General features: G+C 44.3%; 13 protein-coding genes. 4 read left to right on the top strand and 9 right to left on the bottom strand.

Translation table 11 applies throughout. The features are described 5' to 3' along the window. Positions 1–63: 63 nt before the first annotated feature. From Q0895_RS04265 to mutS, 3 genes are all read right to left on the bottom strand, one after another. Positions 64–489, bottom strand: a complete 426-nt coding sequence (locus tag Q0895_RS04265; protein ID WP_299185757.1) for a PAAR domain-containing protein — start codon at positions 487–489, stop codon at positions 64–66. 358 nt (positions 490–847) lie between these two features. Further along, complete coding sequence (gene fdxA, locus Q0895_RS04260) at positions 848–1171, bottom strand: ferredoxin FdxA (RefSeq protein ID WP_299185756.1); 324 nt, start codon at positions 1169–1171, stop codon at positions 848–850. 96 nt (positions 1172–1267) lie between these two features. Next, a complete protein-coding gene (gene mutS, locus Q0895_RS04255) occupies positions 1268–4519 on the bottom strand; it encodes a DNA mismatch repair protein MutS (protein WP_299185754.1) in 3252 nt (1083 codons plus the stop codon). A 187-nt stretch (positions 4520–4706) separates the two neighbouring features. On the opposite strand from mutS, the gene Q0895_RS04250 reads away from it, so the two are divergent. The 3 genes from Q0895_RS04250 to Q0895_RS04240 all read left to right on the top strand — a co-directional run bounded on the left by Q0895_RS04250 (position 4707) and on the right by Q0895_RS04240 (position 8567). Further along, complete coding sequence (locus Q0895_RS04250) at positions 4707–4895, top strand: hypothetical protein (protein ID WP_299185753.1); 189 nt, start codon at positions 4707–4709, stop codon at positions 4893–4895. A gap of 90 nt (positions 4896–4985) precedes the next feature. Further along, positions 4986–7808 carry a preprotein translocase subunit SecA gene (gene secA, locus Q0895_RS04245; RefSeq protein ID WP_299185751.1) on the top strand — a complete coding sequence of 941 codons (2823 nt, stop codon included), beginning with the start codon at positions 4986–4988 and terminating at the stop codon, positions 7806–7808. A gap of 228 nt (positions 7809–8036) precedes the next feature. Continuing rightward, entirely contained in the window at positions 8037–8567 is a 531-nt protein-coding gene (locus Q0895_RS04240; RefSeq protein ID WP_299185750.1) for a hypothetical protein, read from the top strand. 126 nt (positions 8568–8693) lie between these two features. On the opposite strand, the gene Q0895_RS04235 is transcribed toward Q0895_RS04240, so the two are convergent. The 5 genes from Q0895_RS04235 to Q0895_RS04215 all read right to left on the bottom strand — a co-directional run bounded on the left by Q0895_RS04235 (position 8694) and on the right by Q0895_RS04215 (position 14603). Beyond that, a complete protein-coding gene (locus Q0895_RS04235; protein ID WP_299185749.1) occupies positions 8694–9335 on the bottom strand; it encodes a DUF2382 domain-containing protein in 642 nt (213 codons plus the stop codon). Between the two features lie 195 nt (positions 9336–9530). Next, the gene (locus Q0895_RS04230) at positions 9531–10379 is read right to left on the bottom strand and encodes a PRC and DUF2382 domain-containing protein (RefSeq protein WP_299185746.1); all 849 of its coding nucleotides are present in this window, start codon (positions 10377–10379) and stop codon (positions 9531–9533) included. 495 nt (positions 10380–10874) lie between these two features. Continuing rightward, complete coding sequence (locus tag Q0895_RS04225) at positions 10875–12056, bottom strand: thiolase family protein (RefSeq protein ID WP_299185744.1); 1182 nt, start codon at positions 12054–12056, stop codon at positions 10875–10877. A gap of 160 nt (positions 12057–12216) precedes the next feature. After that, positions 12217–13557: a homoserine dehydrogenase gene (locus Q0895_RS04220; RefSeq protein ID WP_299185743.1), complete on the bottom strand. Its 1341-nt coding sequence runs from the start codon at positions 13555–13557 to the stop codon at positions 12217–12219. A 179-nt stretch (positions 13558–13736) separates the two neighbouring features. Further along, positions 13737–14603, bottom strand: a complete 867-nt coding sequence (locus Q0895_RS04215) for a DsbC family protein (protein WP_299185741.1) — start codon at positions 14601–14603, stop codon at positions 13737–13739. Between the two features lie 407 nt (positions 14604–15010). On the opposite strand from Q0895_RS04215, the gene Q0895_RS04210 reads away from it, so the two are divergent. Further along, a complete protein-coding gene (locus Q0895_RS04210) occupies positions 15011–15931 on the top strand; it encodes a DUF808 domain-containing protein (protein WP_299185740.1) in 921 nt (306 codons plus the stop codon). Between the two features lie 151 nt (positions 15932–16082). On the opposite strand, the gene Q0895_RS04205 is transcribed toward Q0895_RS04210, so the two are convergent. Beyond that, positions 16083–20132 (bottom strand): Rne/Rng family ribonuclease, encoded by a 4050-nt coding sequence (locus tag Q0895_RS04205; RefSeq protein WP_299185739.1) that lies wholly within the window; start codon positions 20130–20132, stop codon positions 16083–16085. Between the last annotated feature and the right edge of the window lie 504 nt (positions 20133–20636).

Genomic DNA, 20636 nt, shown 5'->3' with positions numbered 1-20636 from the left:
GGTGGTCATATCTTCTCTCCAGTCTTGGTGATAGTATAACCTCTTATCTACTGTCCTATTTCATTATGCCACTACAAAAGGTATAAATAAATTATTATTTAAATATACATCTTGAATAGCAAAATGAGATTCTTCATCAGATTTAGGAGCTAAACTCGCAAAAAAAGCCTCTGGATCAGACTTGGGGAACACTAGCGGTGCGGGCTGCTCAACACCGCCTACTTCAAAGTCCGACTCACAAAACGACTGCTGAATCGCAATAAGCTTTGCGCCGCAGCTGGTAATGTCACCTGTGCGGGCAATCGGGGCGCCATCCACGATGAACGATGGGTCGCCGGTGAGAATGGTAGTAACCTTGTTACATTTTTTGCAGAGGACTTTATCGCCCTTACGAGAGACTTGGACGCCATTGTGCGTAGTATATGGTGAACCAGTAATGACTTCACCGCCATGTGTAGTTTTTGCACCCACTGTGATATAAGCTGCCATGGTGTTTTCCGAAAAGAGTAGTTTCCAAAAAAAGTGTTGCTTTCCTAACAAATGGTTCAAGACGCTACTTTAAAGAGTAGCCTATAATTTATAGTAAAAAAGAACAAAAGTCTAAAGTTATCAGTATGATATTCAACACTAATATAAAATAGCTAAAACAAAAGAGTTAAGCGGGGAAGGGCATGGCTCGCCATAGTGCAGGGGGTAGCCGTATGTAAGAGGCGCGCTACGATATATTGACAGTATTAATTTGTTGAGTGTAATAAACAAAAAAAAGACCATGACAATAGTCATAGTCTTATTCACAAAGATGTATGTGCAGCAATATTATATCCATCATTTAATCATGAACAGATCACTACTTCTCTAAATACTGAATCTTACCTTCGACGCCGTCCCACTTTTCAGCGTCTGGCATAGGTGGCTTCATCTCCGTGATGTTTGGCCATTTTTGCGCCAGCTCCTCGTTCAGCTCAATGAATATCTCTTGCCCTTTAGGCACTTCATCTTCTGAAAAGATCGCATTGGCTGGGCATTCAGGCTCGCATAGTGCGCAGTCGATGCACTCATCAGGATCAATGACTAAGAAGTTTGGCCCTTCATAAAAGCAGTCCACAGGGCAGACTTCCACACAGTCAGTATGTTTACAAAGAATACAATTATCTGCAACGACGAAGGTCATATTGAGGTCTACCTATTATTGGTTCGGCTAATGCCTGAATAGAATAATGAAAATAATGCATATTTTAGCGCTTTTAAACGATTTTAACAAACCCCTTTAGCGACTGATGCGTTGTCTAAGATCATACAATAAGTCATGGGCTTGCTTGGGCGTTAGACTGTCAGGATCAGTATTTATCAGCTCGTCATATAAGCTAAGCAGTTGTTTTTGTTGTTTATTACCTGATAGATAACTCGCCTGTGCATTGGTTTTTACAGTCGCCTCAGTTGTATCACTTTGATCGAATGGCTGGGCTTTATCATTTGCCGACTTAGCTAATTCATTTTTGTCATCAGTGCTTTTGGTCTGCTCAGACTTTAAGTTGTCGATAAGATAACGCTTGGCGTCACTTAGCACTTGCGTCGGTATGCCTGCCATCTTGGCAACATGCAACCCAAAGCTGGAGCTTGCCGCGCCCTCACGGATTTGATGTAGCAGTAATAGCTGCCCATCAACGTCGCTTGCCGCGACATGCACATTGCGAATCTTGTCGTTTTTATTTGTCAGCTCATCGTTTGATAGTTCGTTGTCTGCCTGCTTATTATTTGCCTGCTCGTTATTTGCCTGCTCGTTATTTGCCTGCTTATTATTTGCTAGGGCAGTCAGCTCAAAATAATGAGTGGCAAACAAGGTCAAGCAACCAATCTCAAGTAGCCTGTTGACACAGGCGTGCGCGATAGCAAGGCCATCAGTGGTTGCCGTACCGCGTCCGACTTCGTCCATAAGCACCAGCGATTTATCCGTCGCCAAGTTTAAAATATTGGCCGTCTCAATCATCTCCACCATAAAGGTTGACTTGCCACCAGCCAAATCATCGGCTGAGCCAATACGGGTAAAGATACGGTCGATATCTCCGATAAGGGCGTGTTCAGCCGGTACAAAGCTGCCGCAATGAGCGAGTAGCACGATAAGGGCGGTCTGGCGCATATAGGTTGATTTACCGCCCATATTAGGGCCAGTAATGATTAATAAGCGTTCGGGATGCTGATCGCTGCCAAGCGCGCAGTCATTGGCAACGAAATGGCTAAGATGCTCAGTTGGAGCGTTTCGATGGTGCGTATTGGCTGGATTTAATGCCGCTTCGACGACGACGTGACGACCTTGTCGGATATCGATGCTGGTTTGGTTTTGTGTCTGATCTGACCGTTGGCTTTGAGACCGATTTTGAGTATCGTTGTCAAAGTTAAGCTGGTTTTGCTGACTCTGTTGGTCTCGTTGGCTACGTTGTAAGCCAGCGTCTTTTTTTGCATTACTATTATGTATATCGTTATTTGATGCGCCATTATGCATGACTGGCCGTTGCCAGTTATGAGTCACAGCCAGCTGCGCCCAGTTACTCAGTACGTCTATCTGAGCGATGGCAGCGCTCAACTGTTGTAGCTCGGTTAAATGCTCGCTAAGCGTAGTCAGCAGTTGCTGATACAGCTGTTTTTCTCGCGCCAGTGCCAAGGTCTGCGCGCTTAGATATTCGGTTTCGACTGCTTTTAATTCGTCAGTGATAAAGCGTTCAGCGTTTTTGAGGGTTTGGCGACGGATAAAGTGACTGGGCGCATTTTGCGCCTGCATCTTGGGCAGCTCAAAATAAAAGCCACTGACTTTATTAAAGCCAACCTTTAGACTTGGCAGCTGACACTCTTGCCGCGTGCGCTCTGCCATCTCATCAAGGGTCGTTTGGATATTGTCATGCAAGTGGGTTAAGCGATCAAGGTCTTCATCATAGCCCGCTGCAAGCATACCGCCATCACGGATATGAGCAGGTGGCTCTACGACAATAGCGCGCTCGATAAGATCGGCGACCGCTTGTGCGGCTGGCAGCTGAGCAGGCAGTTGCTGCATCAGCATCGGTAGTAATCCTGTGTGCTCAGGATGGATGCCTGCTTCGGTCAGTAGCGTCGTTAGCTGATTGCTACTGGCAATCCCATCGGCAAGCTTACGTAGGTCGCGTGGTTTTGCGCTCATAAGGCCGATACGACTGCTAATACGCTCGATATCACCAATGGCATTGAGTGTGTCGCGTAAGTGTGTGGTTAAGGTCGCATTTTCATTGGATAAATGATTTTTTGCATTGTCTGCTTCTATTAGGCTGGCTATCGCATCCAAGCGCTGGTTGATACGGGTATGTAAGCGTAGTGGACGCTTCATTTGTTGTACCAATAACCGTCGTCCCATGGGCGTTTTGCAATGATTAAGTACCGATATCAGAGACGTTCCATTAACACTGACAGGGCTAAATAGCTCAAGGTTTTGTTGGCTATTGGCATCTATAATCAGATAGTCGTCACTGTGTTCTACGATAAGCTGGTTGACCTGCGGCACTTGGCGCTGCTGCGTTTGACGTGCGTAATGAATCAGCGCCGCACAGCTAGATTGACTGAGGGGTGCATCACTAATACCCAAACCATCTAAGCGCTGTACTTCAAACTGCTGACATAGCGTTGCGATCGCATGCTCACGGTGGAAGTCATTGGACGCCACTTCGATGATAGGGCAGTCGAGATGACTACGTAACCACAGTAGCCAGTCTTCACTGGTGGCTTCACTGATGATACACTCACTAGGGGCAAAGCGTGCCAAGACAGTGAGCATCTGCGCTTGGAGCGTTGTTATATCGCTATTATCTCCAGTTGCAGTGCTTGCACTACTATCCACACTTAAGGTTTGAGTGGTGAGCGTTCCTGCTGTTAAGTCCAGTTGACTGATTGCAGCTTGGATAGGCAGTTTGAGGTCTTTTGCCTTTGGATTCGGTGTGGCGATGTCGATGGCGACGACAGTAGGCGTCTGATTGGGCGCGATAAGTGCATCATCGGTTATCGTCCCAGCAGTCAGCGTCTTGACCACTTCGCGGCGCATGATGGTGGGCGGCTTAGCCTTAGCGGCTTTAGTGCTACCTTTATTGTGTAGCGTATTATCTTTTTTGCTTTTTTCACCGATGCTTGGATAAGAGTTGCTATCGGCAGCCTCATCGATTTGCTCACAGACTACCACTGTTTGCCCAGCGGCAATGAGCCGTGCCATGTAGCTATCTGCAGCATGAAATGGTACGCCTGCCATCGCGATAGTATTGCCAGCTTTATCAGTGCCGCGGCGCGTTAAAGTAATGTCCAATATCTGCGCGGCACGCTTGGCATCATCAAAAAACAGCTCATAAAAATCGCCCATTCGATAGAGCAACAAGGCATTTGGGTAGCGCGCTTTCATGGTCAGATACTGCACCATCATCGGCGTATGATGGGCCAAATCATAGACAGCATCGCCTATGGTTAGGGTTTCGGTATTGGCATGGTTTGCATCAAGTGGTTTAGCAGACATTCATAATCTCTTATATTGCTTGGCTTAAATATTGCTGATAAAACGCATAGAGTTGGGTGTATGGTAGGTAGATAACAGCGCTTGGCGATAGCCAAATAAGTACCATTTTAACATGAGCTGCCACGTTTCCGCGCTAGCAAATATCCGCCAGTTGCCCTTGTATTCATCAGCGCCATAACCATATATAATGACGGCACATTTTATTGGCGATGCTTCATCAGATAGTACTGAGTCGGATGATGATAGGACGGCGGGTAAAGCTTTGGCTACTATAGTCGATGCACTTTACAAGCGGCATAGTGCTGTTAAGACATGGGTTTTTGGTACGAAGACACGCTTGCTAGCAATGCACAACGACGATTTATATCTCTCATAAGTGACTATTTACTTATCGTCACTTATCGATTTTGTGTTGTGCTGACTATATTTACGCTAATTATCGAATATTTCCATAGGTTAAAAAATTATGTTATCAAAGATTGTAGGCAGTGTGGTTGGCACCAAAAATGACCGCGAACTAAAACGTATGCGTAAGGTGGTCACCAAGATTAATGCCCAAGAGGCTAGCGTGCAAGCTCTGTCTGATGAACAATTACAACAAAAAACAGAAGAGTTCAAAGCACGTTTTCAAAAAGGTGAGAGCCTAGATGCGCTATTGCCTGAAGCTTTTGCCGTCTGCCGTGAAGCGTCTCTACGCATCACAGGCATGCGTCACTATGATGTGCAGCTGATCGGTGGTATCACCTTGCACGAAGGCAAAATTGCTGAGATGAAGACCGGTGAGGGTAAGACCTTGATGGCGACCTTGGCGATTTATCTAAATGCCATTAGTAGTAAAGGTGTCCACGTGGTCACGGTCAACGATTACTTGGCCGCTCGTGATGCAGACTTGAACCGTCCTCTATTTAACTTTTTGGGATTGACGGTTGGGGTGATTTACTCACAGCAGCCAGCACAAGAAAAAGTCGATGCTTATCAAGCGGACATCACTTACGGTACCAACAACGAATATGGTTTTGATTATTTGCGTGACAATATGGTCTTTAGTCTCAGTGAGAAAAAGCAGCGCCCGCTGAACTTTTGTATCATTGATGAGATTGACTCTATCTTAATCGATGAGGCGCGTACGCCATTGATTATCTCAGGTCAAGCCGAAGATTCATCACGGATGTATGCACTGATTAATACGATTATTCCGGTGCTTGTGCGCTCAAAAGATGAAGAAGCCAATAAGAATAATGAAGATGAAGACTTTTGGATTGATGAAAAAAACCGTCAAATCGAAATCAGCGAAAAAGGCTACGAAAAGATTGAGAGCTTCTTAGTTGAAGTAGGGGAGCTTGGTGAAAACGAGAGCCTATATAGCCCAAGCCGTCTGCCACTGTTAGCTCACGTACAAGCTGCTATTCGTGCCCATCACATCTTTGTCAAAAACGTGCACTATATCGTCGATGAAGGTGAAGTGGTCATCGTTGATGAAAATACGGGTCGTACGATGCCAGGTCGCCGCTGGTCAGAAGGTCTGCATCAAGCGGTCGAAGCCAAAGAAAACGTCGAGATTCAAGCCGAAAACCAGACGCTTGCAACCACAACTTTCCAGAACTTTTTCCGTTTATACGACAAGCTATCAGGTATGACTGGTACTGCCGATACCGAAGCGGCAGAATTTAAGTCGACGTACGATTTGGAAGTGATTGTCATCCCAACCCATAAGCCCATTGCACGGGTCGATATGGATGATCAGATATTTTTGACCAAACTGGGTAAATACAAAGGTATTATTCGCGAGATTAAAGAGATACAAAATAAAGGCGCGCCAGTCTTGGTAGGTACGGCGACGATTGAGGCCAGTGAAGAGTTGTCTTATTTGCTCGATCAAGAAGGCGTTAAGCATAATGTCCTAAATGCCAAGCAGCATGAGCGCGAGGCTGATATCATCGCGCAGGCGGGCAGTCCAAAGTCCGTTACTATTGCAACCAACATGGCAGGCCGCGGTACCGATATCATCTTGGGTGGTAACTGGCAGTCATTTATCGAAGATATTGACTCGGTCAGTGCTGAGGAGATGGAGCGTCTAAAAGCCCAGTGGCAAGTCAAGCATGATCAAGTGGTCGCAGCAGGTGGTTTGCATATTATCGGCTCTGAGCGCCATGAGTCTCGCCGTATCGATAACCAGTTACGTGGCCGTGCTGGTCGTCAAGGTGACCCTGGTATGTCGCGCTTTTTCTTATCGCTTGAAGACGATCTTATGCGTATCTTTGCCGGTGATCGCGTGGTCAATATGATGCGTGCTATGGGTCTCAAAGAAGACGAAGCTATCGAACATAAGATGGTGTCAAAGTCGATCGAAAACGCGCAAGGCAAGGTTGAAAGCCGCGATTTTGATGCTCGTAAAAACTTGCTAAAATATGACGACGTGGCCAATGAGCAACGTAAAGTTATCTATGCTCAGCGTGATGATTTGCTTGCTGATATGGATTTTATGGAAGCCATCGAAGTGATGCATCATGAAGTCTATAATGCCATGATTAATCAATTTATTCCGCCAGGTTCTGTCGATGATCAGTGGAATATCGACGGATTAGAGGATGAGCTTGAAGAAGAGTTCAAAATTTATATGCCAATCAATGATTGGCTTGATGAAGATCGTCGTCTTGATGAAGAGGGCCTGCGAGCAAAAATCATCGAAACGGCCCTAGCGCATTATCATAGTCGCCGTGAACAAATGGGCGAGCAAAGCGCTGCCCAGCTTGAGCGTCACTTTATGCTTCAAAGCCTCGACAAGCATTGGAAAGAGCATTTAACGCAGATGGATCAGCTACGTAAAGGCATTCACTTACGCGGCTATGCCCAAAAGAACCCTGAGCAAGAATATAAGCGTGAATCGTTTGAGCTGTTTCAAATGATGTTAGGCGCTATTAAATCAGAGACGGTCCAAGATCTATCGCGTGTCCATATCCCAACCAAAGAAGAGCTTGAGGCATTAGAAGCGCAGCAACGTGCAGATGCCGAGCGTATGAAAATGCAGTTTGAGCATAACGATGTCAATAACTTATCAGGTGAACCGCAGCCAACGCCGCGCCCCCAAAACCAAGGTGAGCGGGCCAATGGTCAGATGCGCGTAAATCTTGCTGGGGGCGTAGCAGCAGGCGCAAGTGCGGGAGTCAATAGTCCTGATAACGCAAGTGACGCTGAGCCAAACCCATATGCCGGTATGAATATTAGTCGTAACGCGCCTTGTCCTTGTGGTTCTAGTCTAAAGTATAAGCAATGTCACGGTAAAATCTAACCCTGTTAGTTACCGTATAATGAATCGGCTAGGTTAAATACCCATCACTGTTAGCAGTGGTGGGTATTTTTGTACAAAATCATTGGCTATCTAATTTAGATTGAATATAGGCTGTCATAATTATTGAGCTAAGTGCTTCATAGTTTTTCATTACTGTTTACAAATTCAACATAGGCGAATATAGGTAGACACGCTATAGTATTTACCATATCAATCTAGGAGACAACGATGAATCTAGGACAATTAAAACAATTACGTACGACCGTATTTATGACAGGCTTACTCGCTGGTGCTATCAGTATTAGTGCTTGTCAGCAGCAGCAAGAGCCAGAGCCGAGCCTAGAAGATAGTATCAATGCTGAAGAATCAGTGCCAATGTCAGCTGAGCCAGCAGATCCTAATGATACCATCGTTGCCACTGATGATGCTTCGCTAAATGAAGTAGAAGATGATACTGTTGCCGATGTGAATACGGATTTGAATCAGATAACTTACTTATGTACGCCTGCTCTAGAAGTTGAGGCAACTTATAAAGATGACGCCAATCAAGTGGTCATCGGTACGGATATGGGTACAGTTACATTGGCACAAACCAATGAAGGTAGCAATCCTGAAGTCTTTGAAGTCGACACAGCGATGGATGGCGGCCAAGGCTTTACCCAGTGGCGCGTAGCACACGGAGAGCGTGAAACAGGTGTCATGCGTACAGCAGGTGAAGACGAAGCTGATATAAGTACTTACGAATGTAATAAGACCTAAGCGTTAATTATCGCCCATTTTAATTTTGCACAAAAAAAGCAACGCTCACGTTGCTTTTTTTGTGTCACGATTTCTGTCTTTAATTCCTGCCTCCAATTTTAATAGAAAAATCTAATACAGGCAGGATTACTCTTTGCGAATACGGGAGGTTTCGTGCTCCAAAAATCCTTCCTCTGTTACGTCTAGCTCTTCATGCTGTAGCTCAACTTGGATACTATCTGTATGCGTGTGCGTGGTCTTATTGACTTCGATTTCTTGAATAGCATAAGTCTCTTTTGTCACAGTCGCTACTTGACGTGATAAAACAATCTCGACAGGAGCGTCGCCAACTTCTATCTGCTTACCATTGATAGTGACTACCGCCTTACTGTCTAATGATGGCTCAACATGGCGCAAGATGTCTTTTTCATCATAGCTGCCTGATAATAAATCTTGGCTTTCGGCATCGTGATACTCAGTACGAATTGTGACATACTCTTCTACCAGCTCAATAGGTACTTCAATAGACTTGGTACGAGTATGCTTGGTTACCGTCACTTTACCAACGTCTAAGCGTTCCTTATTGACGACTGGACGCTCTTCTAACAGTTCTAGGCGATTGGTAAAAGTACCATCACTTACAGTATCAGGAGCTGCTAGCTTATTCTCACTAGCGTGATCTTCTAGCTTTGCTGTCGTCGCTGAGGTTATAGTATCTGATCGTTGGCCCAGGTTTTCACTTGCATCATATTTATCATGGGTTTTGTTGTTGTGATTAGTATTCATCATTACGTTCCTTATTATTGGTAAGTATTTTACTAGTATGATTAGATTACGGCAGGTAAAGCCTATAATTCATAGAAAAGGCATAAAAAAAGGCCAGAGACACACTCTGACCTTAATCCACCGAGTCTTACTACTCAGTTATATATTCACGCTACCTAATCGTAATTATCATATTAGGATAAACGATAGATCAGAATATTACATACCACGTGCGTTGCGTACATCTTCAGCAGTAATACCATCGCGGTCTACGATATTACCTTCACGGTCAACAACATTACCATCACGATCAATATCTAACTCTTCACGCTGAATAGTCTCTGCGATAGTTTCAGTGTGGCGTTCAGTGGTTTTACCGACGTTTACTTCTTCTGACACGTAAGTCTCTTTATTAACACGAGCACGTTCAGCTTCTAGTTCAACTTCGATAGACTCGTTACCTGTGACATCACCGATACGACGATCTGTCGGACGATCTACATTGGTACGTTGGATATTTGCATGTTCTTCTTCAAGATCTACTTCAACGTTACGCTCTTCAGTCACAACATGCTTACCAACTTTTACTAATCCTGCCACGATGCGATCTTTGTTTACTGTCAAACGCTCTTCTAGTAGCTCTAGTGTATTTGGCGCATTATAATCAGCGTCAGCTATATCACGGCGCTCAGTCTCTGGTACAGAATCAGCGACAAATGCTTGACGGTCTTTTTCATACTGCTCTTTATAGCTGTACTGATAGTCATGGTCATACTCTTCCATGGCTTCGACTTGTGACTTGGTCAAACTATCAAAGAACACGTCATCACCGACAATACGAGCTAGACCTGCTGGTACTAAGACTTCTTTTGAGCTAAACCAGCCGCCTGCATCGACTATTAGATAGCGAATACGACCAGTAGTATCTTCTACTAGTGCGCCATCGATTTTACCGATTTTCTCTTCATTGACACCATAGGCAGTCTTGCCTGTTGGATCATAATAGTCATCACCAATAAGATCACGGTGAGTTGCTTGAATATCTTGTAAGCGAATTAGTTGGCTCATTATTGTCTTCCTTTTATATGAGTAAATGATTAATTGTAAATAAATAGTAGCGTCAAAAAATAACGCCAATGATAAATATGTCGTTGAATAAGTCAGAATATACTGACCTTTCCTCTACTTCATTAGTTGCAGTTATAAGATTTGCAGTTATAAGCAATGACTGCATCAACTTGTAATTATCGTAACATCGCGATTTTACTTGAGATATATAAGCAAGGTAGCAAAATGTGCAACTGACGTAATTGCGTGTAATAGGCTGTAAGTGTCATAACATCGATTGGGTATAAGTTAACGCATTTTTACACTGATAAATATTAGCCATATTTTTGTATGTCTTACACACAAAAAAACCGTACTATTAATTAATAGTACGGTTATGGAATTATTAATATCAAGATTATCAGTATTAAACAGTCATCTGACTAAATGCACTAAATGCATTGTGACGACACATCTAATAGCGTCATGACAAAAGCTTTTGACAGCGTCTTTTAATTAAGGCAATTCAATAGCCACTGCTACTGCTTCACCACCGCCAATACATAAGGTTGCAATACCTTTTTTGCCGCCAGTACGCTGTAATGAGTTGATAAGCGTGATCAGGATACGAGCGCCTGAGCAACCTACAGGATGACCTAAAGCACAAGCACCACCTTCGATATTAACTTTTGCGTGATCAATATCTAACGCATCCATCGTCGCCATCGTTACCATCGCAAAGGCTTCATTGATCTCCCAAAGGTCGACTTCTTCAACTGACCAATCTGCGTTAGCCAATACTTTTTCGATAGCACCAATCGGAGCAATGGTAAATTCACTTGGATGACGTGAGTTAGAGGCAGTCGCGATAATACGAGCTTGATAGTCTAAGCCTTCAGACTGCGCTTGTGACTCTTTCATCATAACGACAGCTGCTGCACCATCTGAGATTGAGCTGGCATTGGCTGCAGTGATAGTACCTTCTTTGGCAAATGCAGGACGTAGGTTAGGGATACGCTCTGCGTTAGCAAGACCTGGCTCTTCATCATTTTCGACTGTTTGTTCGCCTTTGCGAGTTTTAAAAGTAACAGGCTCAATCTCATTTTTAAAATGACCATCTTTAATCGCAGTCAACGCACGGTTGAGCGATTCGATTGCAAACTCGTCCATTTGCTCACGCGTATAGCCTTTTTCATCGGCCATCTCTTGCGCGAACTGACCCATCAAGCGACCAGTTTCTGCATCTTCTAAACCATCTAAGAACATATGGTCTTTGACTTCTTTATGACCCATGCGATAGCCGCCACGTGACCCTGGCATAAGATATGGGGCATTTGTCATCGACTCCATACCACCAGCGACAGCGACATTAAAGCTACCTGCTTTGATACCATCATGCGCCTGCATGACTGCTTTTAGGCCTGAACCACAAAGCTTATTGATAGTCACCGCGCCAGTCTCATCAGGCAGACCTGCCTTACGCATTGCCTGACGAGCAGGACCTTGACCCAATCCAGCGGTCAAGATACAACCCATGATGACTTCATCAATATTGTCATTGCTTACGCCCGAACGTTCAACAGCTGCTTTGATAGCTGTCGCACCTAATTCTGTAGCACTGACATCTTTTAAAGCGCCTTGAAAGCTGCCCATTGGCGTACGCGCACCGTTAATAATTACAATTGCATCGTTCGACATCGTTGTTCTGCCTTATTTACCTATTTTAAATTAAAACTCAGCGCTTTAGATGAACACTGTGCTTCACTAATTGTTAATAAAGAATCATTACTATAATGTGCATTGTCAAGATAAAAATCAAGGTGTATCAAAATAACTCGCTGGTCATTACTGCTTTATGTCATTGGGCCAATTCGTCTAGTCGAATACGGACGACTTTATCCGTAACTGCAGTTAATTTTTCAATTTTTTCAATCGCTAGATTCATCTGACTTTCGACGACCGGTAATGTCAAAATAATGACAGGTACTTGTCCAAGTTTGTGAGCAGGTTTTTGTAAAATGGCATCAATATTGATACCAGCATCACTTAAGATGCGAGTGATATCTGCTAGTACGCCTGGATTGTCATAAGCATGCACACGCAAATAGTAGCCTGTAATCATCTGCTCTGCACGCAACACGGGCGTATCAGAGAGTTCTTCTGGCATAAACGCCAAGTGAGGTACATGATGACTGTGCTCGCTATCGTCATGGTTGCCCAGTACGCGTACAAGGTCCATGACATCTGCCATCACTGCAGAGGCGGTTGCACCTGCACCTGCACCATCACCGCAATACAGCGTTTGTCCAAGAGGATGTGAGTTAACCAGTACAGCGTTTTTCACCCCATTCACATTTGCAAGTAAAGCATCTTGCGGGATCAACGTTGGATGTACACGTAGCTCAATGCCAGCGCTGTCTTGCTGCTCATCTTCACTGTTACGGCGAACGGCAAAGCCCAAGTGCTTGATACGATAGCCCAGCTCTTCAGCATAGTTGACGTCTTGTAGCGTAATACCAGTGATACCTTCGCAATATACTTTGTCAAACTGTAATGGAATGCCAAAGGCGATAGAGGCAAGTAGGGCAAGCTTGTGAGCGGCATCAATACCTTCAACATCAAATGTCGGGTCTGCCTCAGCATAGCCAAGCTCTTGAGCTTCTGTCAAAACGTCTTTAAATGGACGGCCTTTATCACGCATCTCAGTCATGATGAAGTTGCCAGTACCATTAATAATGCCGGCCAGCCAATCTATTTTATTGGCGGCAAGTGCTTCGCGCATCACCTTAATAATAGGAATACCACCTGCCACTGCAGCTTCATAAGCCACATGCACATGATGCGCTTCAGCCAACGCAAATATCTCATTGCCATGTTCAGCAAGTAACGCCTTATTAGCGGTAACGACGTGTTTGCCATTCTTGATGGCGTGCATAATAATGTCTTTGGCGAGAGTTGTACCACCAATGACTTCAATGACGATATCGACGTTATCACTGGCAGCAATTGCCATCAAATCATCATTTTGGACGATACTAGGATCGATATCATCACGCTGACGGCGTGTACCGACTTCGGTAATAATAATGTCGCGTCCACTACGACGTTTAAGCTCGGATAAGTTGTCATTGATTAGGTTGACCACGCCAGTACCGACGGTACCTAGGCCAAGTATCGCTAGTTTGATGGATTTACTCACAGTATCCTCAGAAAATTAAATGATTGTAGATTGTATAAAAAGTAGATGTCGCTATTGAGATGTTAGCTATTGCTAAGAAAGCCACCTTTATATAATGTCTCACCGTATCATACCGACAAGCAATTGTGACGTCTACCCAAACTGACTATCGCCAAAGCCGATGATATTATGGCAGACAGTTAGCTGGCATCAATCGCTGTTTGTGCCAATTGTTTGGCTGGTAGATAACCACCGATCTGCTGACCAGATTCGGTAAATATGGCAGGCGTTCCGCGAACCCCAAGACGGGCGCCCAGTGCTATTTGCTCTTTTACTGGACTCTCGCAGCTAGGAGCCATGACATTGGCGCCTGATTTTGCCTGATCCATAGCGGCAACGCGATCTTCACTACACCAGATGGCTTCCATTTTAGGGATACTTCCTTCGCTACGAGGCCAGGCCAAATAACGAACCTCAATTCCTAGCGCATTGATCTCATCCATTTCTGCATGCAATTTGGTGCAGTAAGGACAATCAGCATCGGTAAAAGAGTACACCACTGACTTGGTTTCGCCTTTGGCTGGATAAATGATCATGTCTTTTTTGTCTACAGCTTTGAGAGCCTCTTGCGCGGTGCGAGCAACTAATGCGCCACTGATATCGACAGGATCGCCTTGTCCAACAGAGATAATCTGGCCTTGAATGATGTGCTTGCCTGACTTATCAGTAAAAAATGCCGGCAACCCTTCAGCAGTTACCCAGTAAATACCGTCCATCTCTGTTGGCACTGCTGAGACGATATTTTCGTTAATACCAGACGCTTCTAGGTTTGACTGTAATGCTGAAACGACCGATTGATCACTATCGGCAGCAGGTTTGGGGGCATTAGTGGTACTACTTGCCTTTGTGCTACTTACCACACTGGTCTCGCTGGTAGTATCAGGAGTATTGTTTGAACAGCCTGTCGCAACAGTAACTAGTAGCGCACTGATAATGGCGCCTGAGAGCTTACGACGAGTAGAGATGTTAGCAGGCTTTAGACCAGTAGATATAGAGGATAAGAACATACGACATTTCCTATAGGCGGGCGCGCTTGATCATGATTTTGATAAAAAACTTAGCGTAAAGACAGGCAATATAAGTCTCTTTATTTATCAGCAGTCAAACGAATAAATTCTAAGCTACAGCACCCTTATTATGATGACGAATCATCTTGATTATAAAGTAAGAAGTGAGTCATAACATAAATAGTGATAAAGTGCCATATACTAACATATTTTTATAAATGACAGTCAAAACCAAAACTTACTTAACTAATAATTTGGTGATGGGTGAACAAAAAAGTAAAATAAGCTACATTCCTACTATTTCATATGTTGCAGTAGCTCAGTAGGCTACAGTAAATAAGATAAATCAACATGATCAATTTTAATACTTATTCACTATTTGAGCGGTTTTACGCTAAGGAGAGAGCATGGCAGGTGCCAGTTTATTAACCCTACTTGATGATATCAGTGTGATATTAGATGATGTTTCAGTAATGACTAAGGTTGCGGCCAAAAAGACCGCTGGCGTATTGGGTGATGATCTTGCGCTAAATGCTGAGCAAGTTACCGGCGTCAAAGCCAATCGCGAGTTACCCGTCGTTTGGGCGGTAGCAAAAGGCTCATTTGTTAATAAACTTATCTTGGTGCCAGCTGCGCTGCTTATCAGTGCCGTTTATCCGCCATTGGTTACTTTTTTATTAATGTGCGGTGGTTTATTTTTGGTTTATGAAGGTGCTGAAAAAGTTATCCATAGATTTTGGCCACATGCTTTGCCGCATGACGAAGAACAAAGTGCGCGTCGCCTTGCCAATGCCGATGAAACAGTGGATTTGGTGGCGTTTGAAAAAGAGAAAATCAAAGGCGCGATACGTACAGATTTTATTTTATCAGCAGAGATTATCGTCATCGCTTTGGGGTCAACGGCGAGTGCCACATTGTTAGAGCGTAGTCTGGTACTGTCTATTTTAGCGATTGCTATCACCGTTGGTATTTACGGTTTGGTTGCTGGTATTGTCAAAATAGATGACGCAGGCTTGCATTTAATGGAACAAGAAAGTAGCTTTAAACAAAAACTTGGTAAGGTGATGTTTGCCGCCGCACCAAAACTGATGAAGTTTCTATCTATCGCTGGTACGTTGGCAATGTTCTTAGTAGGCGGTGGTATCTTAGTGCACGGTATCAGTTTTTTACATCATGGAGTAGAGGATCTGGCGCACTTAACTGGTATTTTTGAAAGCGTGACGACAGCACTATTAAATGGTTTGATAGGCTTTATCATTGGGGCAGTGGTTGTTGCTATCTTTACGATGGTTAATAAGTTACGTGGTAACGGAGCTTCTGCTCATTAGAGTTTCCTAACATCGACGCTAGCTTAGCACTATACAAATATTGAAAAGCCCCAAAGTTACTGATAACTTTGGGGCTTTTTAGATTGTTAAGTATAAGTCGACTATAAAATTTGTGTTATACCAATCATACAAATTATATCAAGGCTAACCATTAACTGTCGCTATTTGAGTGGTCGTTTTCAGACTTTTCAGCTTGCGTAGGCTTTATATGTTCAGACTTTGGTTTACGACTACGCGCTTTTGGCACCTTTGGCGTGGTCAAATTAAACATACCAGTCTGCGGCAGCAGCTGCTCAGCGACACTCTCAATCATGTTCTTATAACTGGCAATAGTCGTCTTTGATTTAGCTGCTTGGCTGTCCTCTTTTGTAGCATCGGTATGCTCAGTAGCTTTGCTATCATCAAGTAACGCCTGATCTGCTTTTAATAGCTGTTCGCTCTCAACAGTGATATCGTCAGCTTGTACTTCACTGGCCAATGCTGTGGCTGCGGTTTCATGAGCATCAACTTGATGATCATCAGTGCTAGACTCATGATCAGGCTCAGTAGTTTGAGAGCTTGCCACCTGGTCAGATTGGACATCTTGCTTTGGCTCATCTAACTGCGCATCAGGAACATTTAATGTCGCCTGTTCTTCAGCACGGTAGTCGGGATGTTGCCCACGCGGATCGTTGCTAGCACGTTTACTAATAGCCTGCGGTGCCACCTCTGTCTTACCTTGTCCAGTAGCAAATTGGCTAACTGCTTGAGTCATGGCATCAAACCGAGTCAAGTAATCAGCATCTAAAGGCTGGTAACCATAATTGCTAAAGTCAAAAGCCTTATCTTGGCTATCGTCTGCAGAACTAGCGTCAATGCCAGTAGTGTCAGCAGCTTTAGTATGCTGCGTATGCGCTTCAATCGCCTGAATAAAGCAGCTGATAACCCCTTTATCTGCCAAGCGGCTCTGGGCATCTGCTAACGTTGCATGAATAAACTCACCAACTGTACCGCGAATGGTAGCAGGTGCAGGACTGGCTTGCGCGTTGGTCTCAGCGACTGGCATTGACTGCTGACGACGGACGACACGAGGGTCGTTGCTTGCTTGACCAAACTTATTAGCAGTCACATAACGAGCGGCAAATAAGGCCTCGTGAGTAAACATGAGGGCGGCATTGCCTTTTGCATCCTCATTCGTACTGCTGCTTACATCGGCTTTATTACCATTTTTCGACTCATCATTTTCAGCTGGCTGGGCAACAGCAGCAGATTGTACGCTGCTAGTTTTAGCTGCTTTTGGCTCCAAATCTACTTTTTGAGCCGATGGCTGAGAGGTTTCCTGCGCGTTAGAGGCTTTTTTGGTATTTTCAACTGCGGATGTGCTATCAGATGAATTGCCTTTTGACTCAGTGCTTGGAGCCTTGCTCTCAACTAAGCTTTCAGTAGGTTTAGTACTACTCGCAGCGGATGATGAGCGATCTTCTGACTTAGACTTTGTCGTCTCAGACTTGTCTTTATGACGCTGTTTGGCCGTCGTGTTTTTGTCATCGACCGTCTGATGCCCAGCTTCTTGCGTATCTTTAGCTTTAGATGTTGATTGAGCAGATTTACTATCGTCCAAAGAAAGATGCACTACTTCTGAAGCCTTAATCTTGGACGGCGCTTCATTGACCTGTAGTATTACTTCATTGGGGTCTTGGTCGCGCTGAGCATGCGCCTGTGATTTACCTTTTGCTGTACTAGCAGCAGATTGCTGATTATGCTGCTTGGTATTATCGTCAGCTGTTAAGGTTTCACCGCGCTCAAGCTTACCACGTGAGTTGCGCTGGCTATGAGGCTTACGTTTTGTACGTGATTGCTCGCTCGAAGTATTGTCCTCTGTACGCTCTTTATCATTTTGATTGTTCTGGCGATTATCTTGACGACTGTCTTGACGATTGCCGTTACGATCATTGGCGCGCTTGTTATCGCGTTCACCTGCATCCTGCGTATCAGACTGTTTATTGTTACTGGTACTATCTGTACCATTATTTACGCTACCGTTGTCATCGCGCTGATCTTTTCTTTGACGTGATTTAGAAGATTTTGATTTGCGTGACTTACGCTTTCTTCTATCGTCGCTGTGACTCCCTTTTTTATCGTCGTCATCGCTATGAGAGCTTTGTTTTGACGATTGATGACCACCTTGAGCATTGCTATCGTCTTGCGTACGTGCGTTTTGCTGATCGTCATGTTGAATAGATGAGCGCTGGCTATTATCTAGTGCTGTATGATCAACCTGCCCGAACGAACCCAAGCTTTGAGCACCAGTATTGACTAGCGCTTCAATAGCTTCGGCGGCATCACGACTACTAACGCTATTTGCAGTTTGTGCTTGCGGAGCCTGCGCAAACAGATTAGACAGCCAAGCAACGGCTTTTGGCTGCGCAGTAGAGACCTGCTGCTTGCTCTGTGCAATATTGTCTGTGGTAGCGCGCGCTGAGGAGACTTGCGTACTCTCTGACGTCTTGTCAGTATGCCTATGGTTGTTTTGATTGTGGTCTGTATTTTTTGGCTCATTATTTGATGACGCGCGTCCGTTACTTTGAGTGCTCGCACGATTGTCTGTGTTACTTTGATTATCAGCTGATTTACGCGGCTGACGGGTAGGCTGCTGCTCAGGACGTTCTTTTTCTGATGTTTGCCAGTCAACGTCATAACCAAGGTCGCTATGTTCTTGTTGCTGCGTATCGGTGATACGCTCATAGCTTGTCGGTGCAAAACCATCACGATTAAAGTGCAATTTAAAATTGGGTGACTCTAAGTGAGCGTGTGGCAAAATAGTAATACGTGTGCCGCTATCTTGTTCAAGATAAACCAAGCTGTCACGTTTTTCATTTAAGATAAATGCGGCAATATCAGTTGGTACTTCTGCTTGTACTTCACCTTGACGCTCTTTTAGAGCGATTTGTTCGATTTGGCGCATGATAGATAGTGATAATGAGCGCAAATCACGAATCATACCGTTGCCATGACAGCGCGGGCAGATGTAACCGGTAGACTCTTCTAACGATGGGCGCAGACGTTGACGGCTCATCTCCATCAAACCAAACTTAGATATCTCACCGAACTGGACACGAGCGCGATCATATTTGGTCGCATCAACCAGACGTTTTTCGACTTCTTTTTGATGCTTATTATCATTCATGTCAATGAAATCAATGACAATCAAGCCGCCCATGTCGCGCAGACGTAATTGACGGGCGATTTCATCAGCTGCTTCTAAGTTGGTATGGTAGGCAGTTTCGGCGACGTCTGAACCTTTAGTAGACTTAGCCGAGTTGATGTCAATGGACACCAACGCTTCAGTTTGGTCAATGACGATAGAGCCACCAGATGGCAGGCGTACTTCACGCTGATAAGCCGTCTCGATCTGTTTTTCGATATTAAAGCGTGCAAACATCGGCTCGTAGTCAGTATATTTGCGTAGTTTGTCCGCTTGCGTTGGCATGACTGCATCGATAAATCCTGCCGCTTCAATGTAAGCGTTTTCGTTATCGATCCAAATCTCAGCGATGTCGTCACGCAGATAATCACGTACCGCCCGTGTCACAACACCTGCTTCTTGATGGACCAGACGCGGTGATGGGTACTTTTTGTTTTGCTCTTGAATGGCTTGCCAAATATTAAGCAGATGATTTAGGTCGTGTTGCAGATCTTCTTGAGTTTTGCCAATACCTGCAGTACGAATGATGACGCTCATACCTTTAGGCAAGTCAAGATTGCCAAGCATACGCTTCATATCTTCGCGCAGTTTGCCCGAGATCTGGCGCGAAATACCGCCCCCACGAGGGTTGTTTGGCATCAGCACCAAATAGCGGCCAGCTAGCGATACATAAGTTGAAAGGGCTGCGCCTTTGTTGCCGCGCTCTTCTTTTTCAACTTGAACAATCAGCTCATCGCCTTCTTTGATAAGTTTTTTGATGCTTTCGTCACGTGGGTTGCCACTTAGATATTCAGTAGAGATTTCACGAATAGGCAAAAACCCTTGACGCTGTGAACCATATTCGACAAATACTGCTTCAAGCGATGGCTCTACACGGGTAACATGACCCTTATAAATGTTAGATTTTTTTTGTTCGCGGGTACGGTTTTCTAAATCAAAATCGTAGAGATGATTGCCTTTACACAAGGCGACACGAATTTCTTCGTTTTGGGTGGCGTTAATCAAAATGCGTTTCATACTATTATCCTATGAGTGCACAGGACAACGACGAGAAGGGCTACTATATTGAGTGGTTCTGAATAAAAACTCTAATATCAAACGCTTTAATAATAAAAAGCACTAACAGATTATTCAGGCTGCCAACTGGACAGCAAACAATATAAATATAATCAAAGTAAAGTTGCAATGACAAGTCATGCCAATACTAAAACCAGTAAATGTAGAGCAAGTGTACTGCTCGGACAAAATCAGATAAATACCAGTATCGAATTAAGTGGTCATCGTAGCTTAGTCCATAGTGGCCGGTAACTGATACAAAATCAACGACTATGTTTTAAATTAACGACTGCAAAGCTACTAAAATAATTGTTCTAAGTAATTTTGATACAGAGTGTAGGGCTGTAACAGGATCTAATGCCAATCATCTTGTACTGGTTTCAAGGCTAGTGTCCAACACGTTACCTTGGTAAGTTTTACAAGGATTATTAGCATATAAAATGTGCTTAGTTTACGTTGTAAAGG

Source organism: uncultured Psychrobacter sp. (assembly GCF_947495825.1).
Taxonomy (GTDB): domain Bacteria; phylum Pseudomonadota; class Gammaproteobacteria; order Pseudomonadales; family Moraxellaceae; genus Psychrobacter.
Note: the sequence above shows the minus strand (reverse complement) of the source record. Positions and strands in the feature narration are given on the sequence as shown.

What these genes read in the sequence shown, in the direction of transcription:
- Q0895_RS04265 (WP_299185757.1), bottom strand. Translation starts at nt 489, where the DNA reads ATGGCAGCTTATATCACAGTGGGTGCAAAAACTACACATGGCGGTGAA.
- fdxA (WP_299185756.1), bottom strand. Translation starts at nt 1,171, where the DNA reads ATGACCTTCGTCGTTGCAGATAATTGTATTCTTTGTAAACATACTGAC.
- mutS (WP_299185754.1), bottom strand. Translation starts at nt 4,519, where the DNA reads ATGTCTGCTAAACCACTTGATGCAAACCATGCCAATACCGAAACCCTA.
- Q0895_RS04250 (WP_299185753.1), top strand. Translation starts at nt 4,707, where the DNA reads ATGACGGCACATTTTATTGGCGATGCTTCATCAGATAGTACTGAGTCG.
- secA (WP_299185751.1), top strand. Translation starts at nt 4,986, where the DNA reads ATGTTATCAAAGATTGTAGGCAGTGTGGTTGGCACCAAAAATGACCGC.
- Q0895_RS04240 (WP_299185750.1), top strand. Translation starts at nt 8,037, where the DNA reads ATGAATCTAGGACAATTAAAACAATTACGTACGACCGTATTTATGACA.
- Q0895_RS04235 (WP_299185749.1), bottom strand. Translation starts at nt 9,335, where the DNA reads ATGATGAATACTAATCACAACAACAAAACCCATGATAAATATGATGCA.
- Q0895_RS04230 (WP_299185746.1), bottom strand. Translation starts at nt 10,379, where the DNA reads ATGAGCCAACTAATTCGCTTACAAGATATTCAAGCAACTCACCGTGAT.
- Q0895_RS04225 (WP_299185744.1), bottom strand. Translation starts at nt 12,056, where the DNA reads ATGTCGAACGATGCAATTGTAATTATTAACGGTGCGCGTACGCCAATG.
- Q0895_RS04215 (WP_299185741.1), bottom strand. Translation starts at nt 14,603, where the DNA reads ATGTTCTTATCCTCTATATCTACTGGTCTAAAGCCTGCTAACATCTCT.
- Q0895_RS04210 (WP_299185740.1), top strand. Translation starts at nt 15,011, where the DNA reads ATGGCAGGTGCCAGTTTATTAACCCTACTTGATGATATCAGTGTGATA.
- Q0895_RS04205 (WP_299185739.1), bottom strand. Translation starts at nt 20,132, where the DNA reads ATGAAACGCATTTTGATTAACGCCACCCAAAACGAAGAAATTCGTGTC.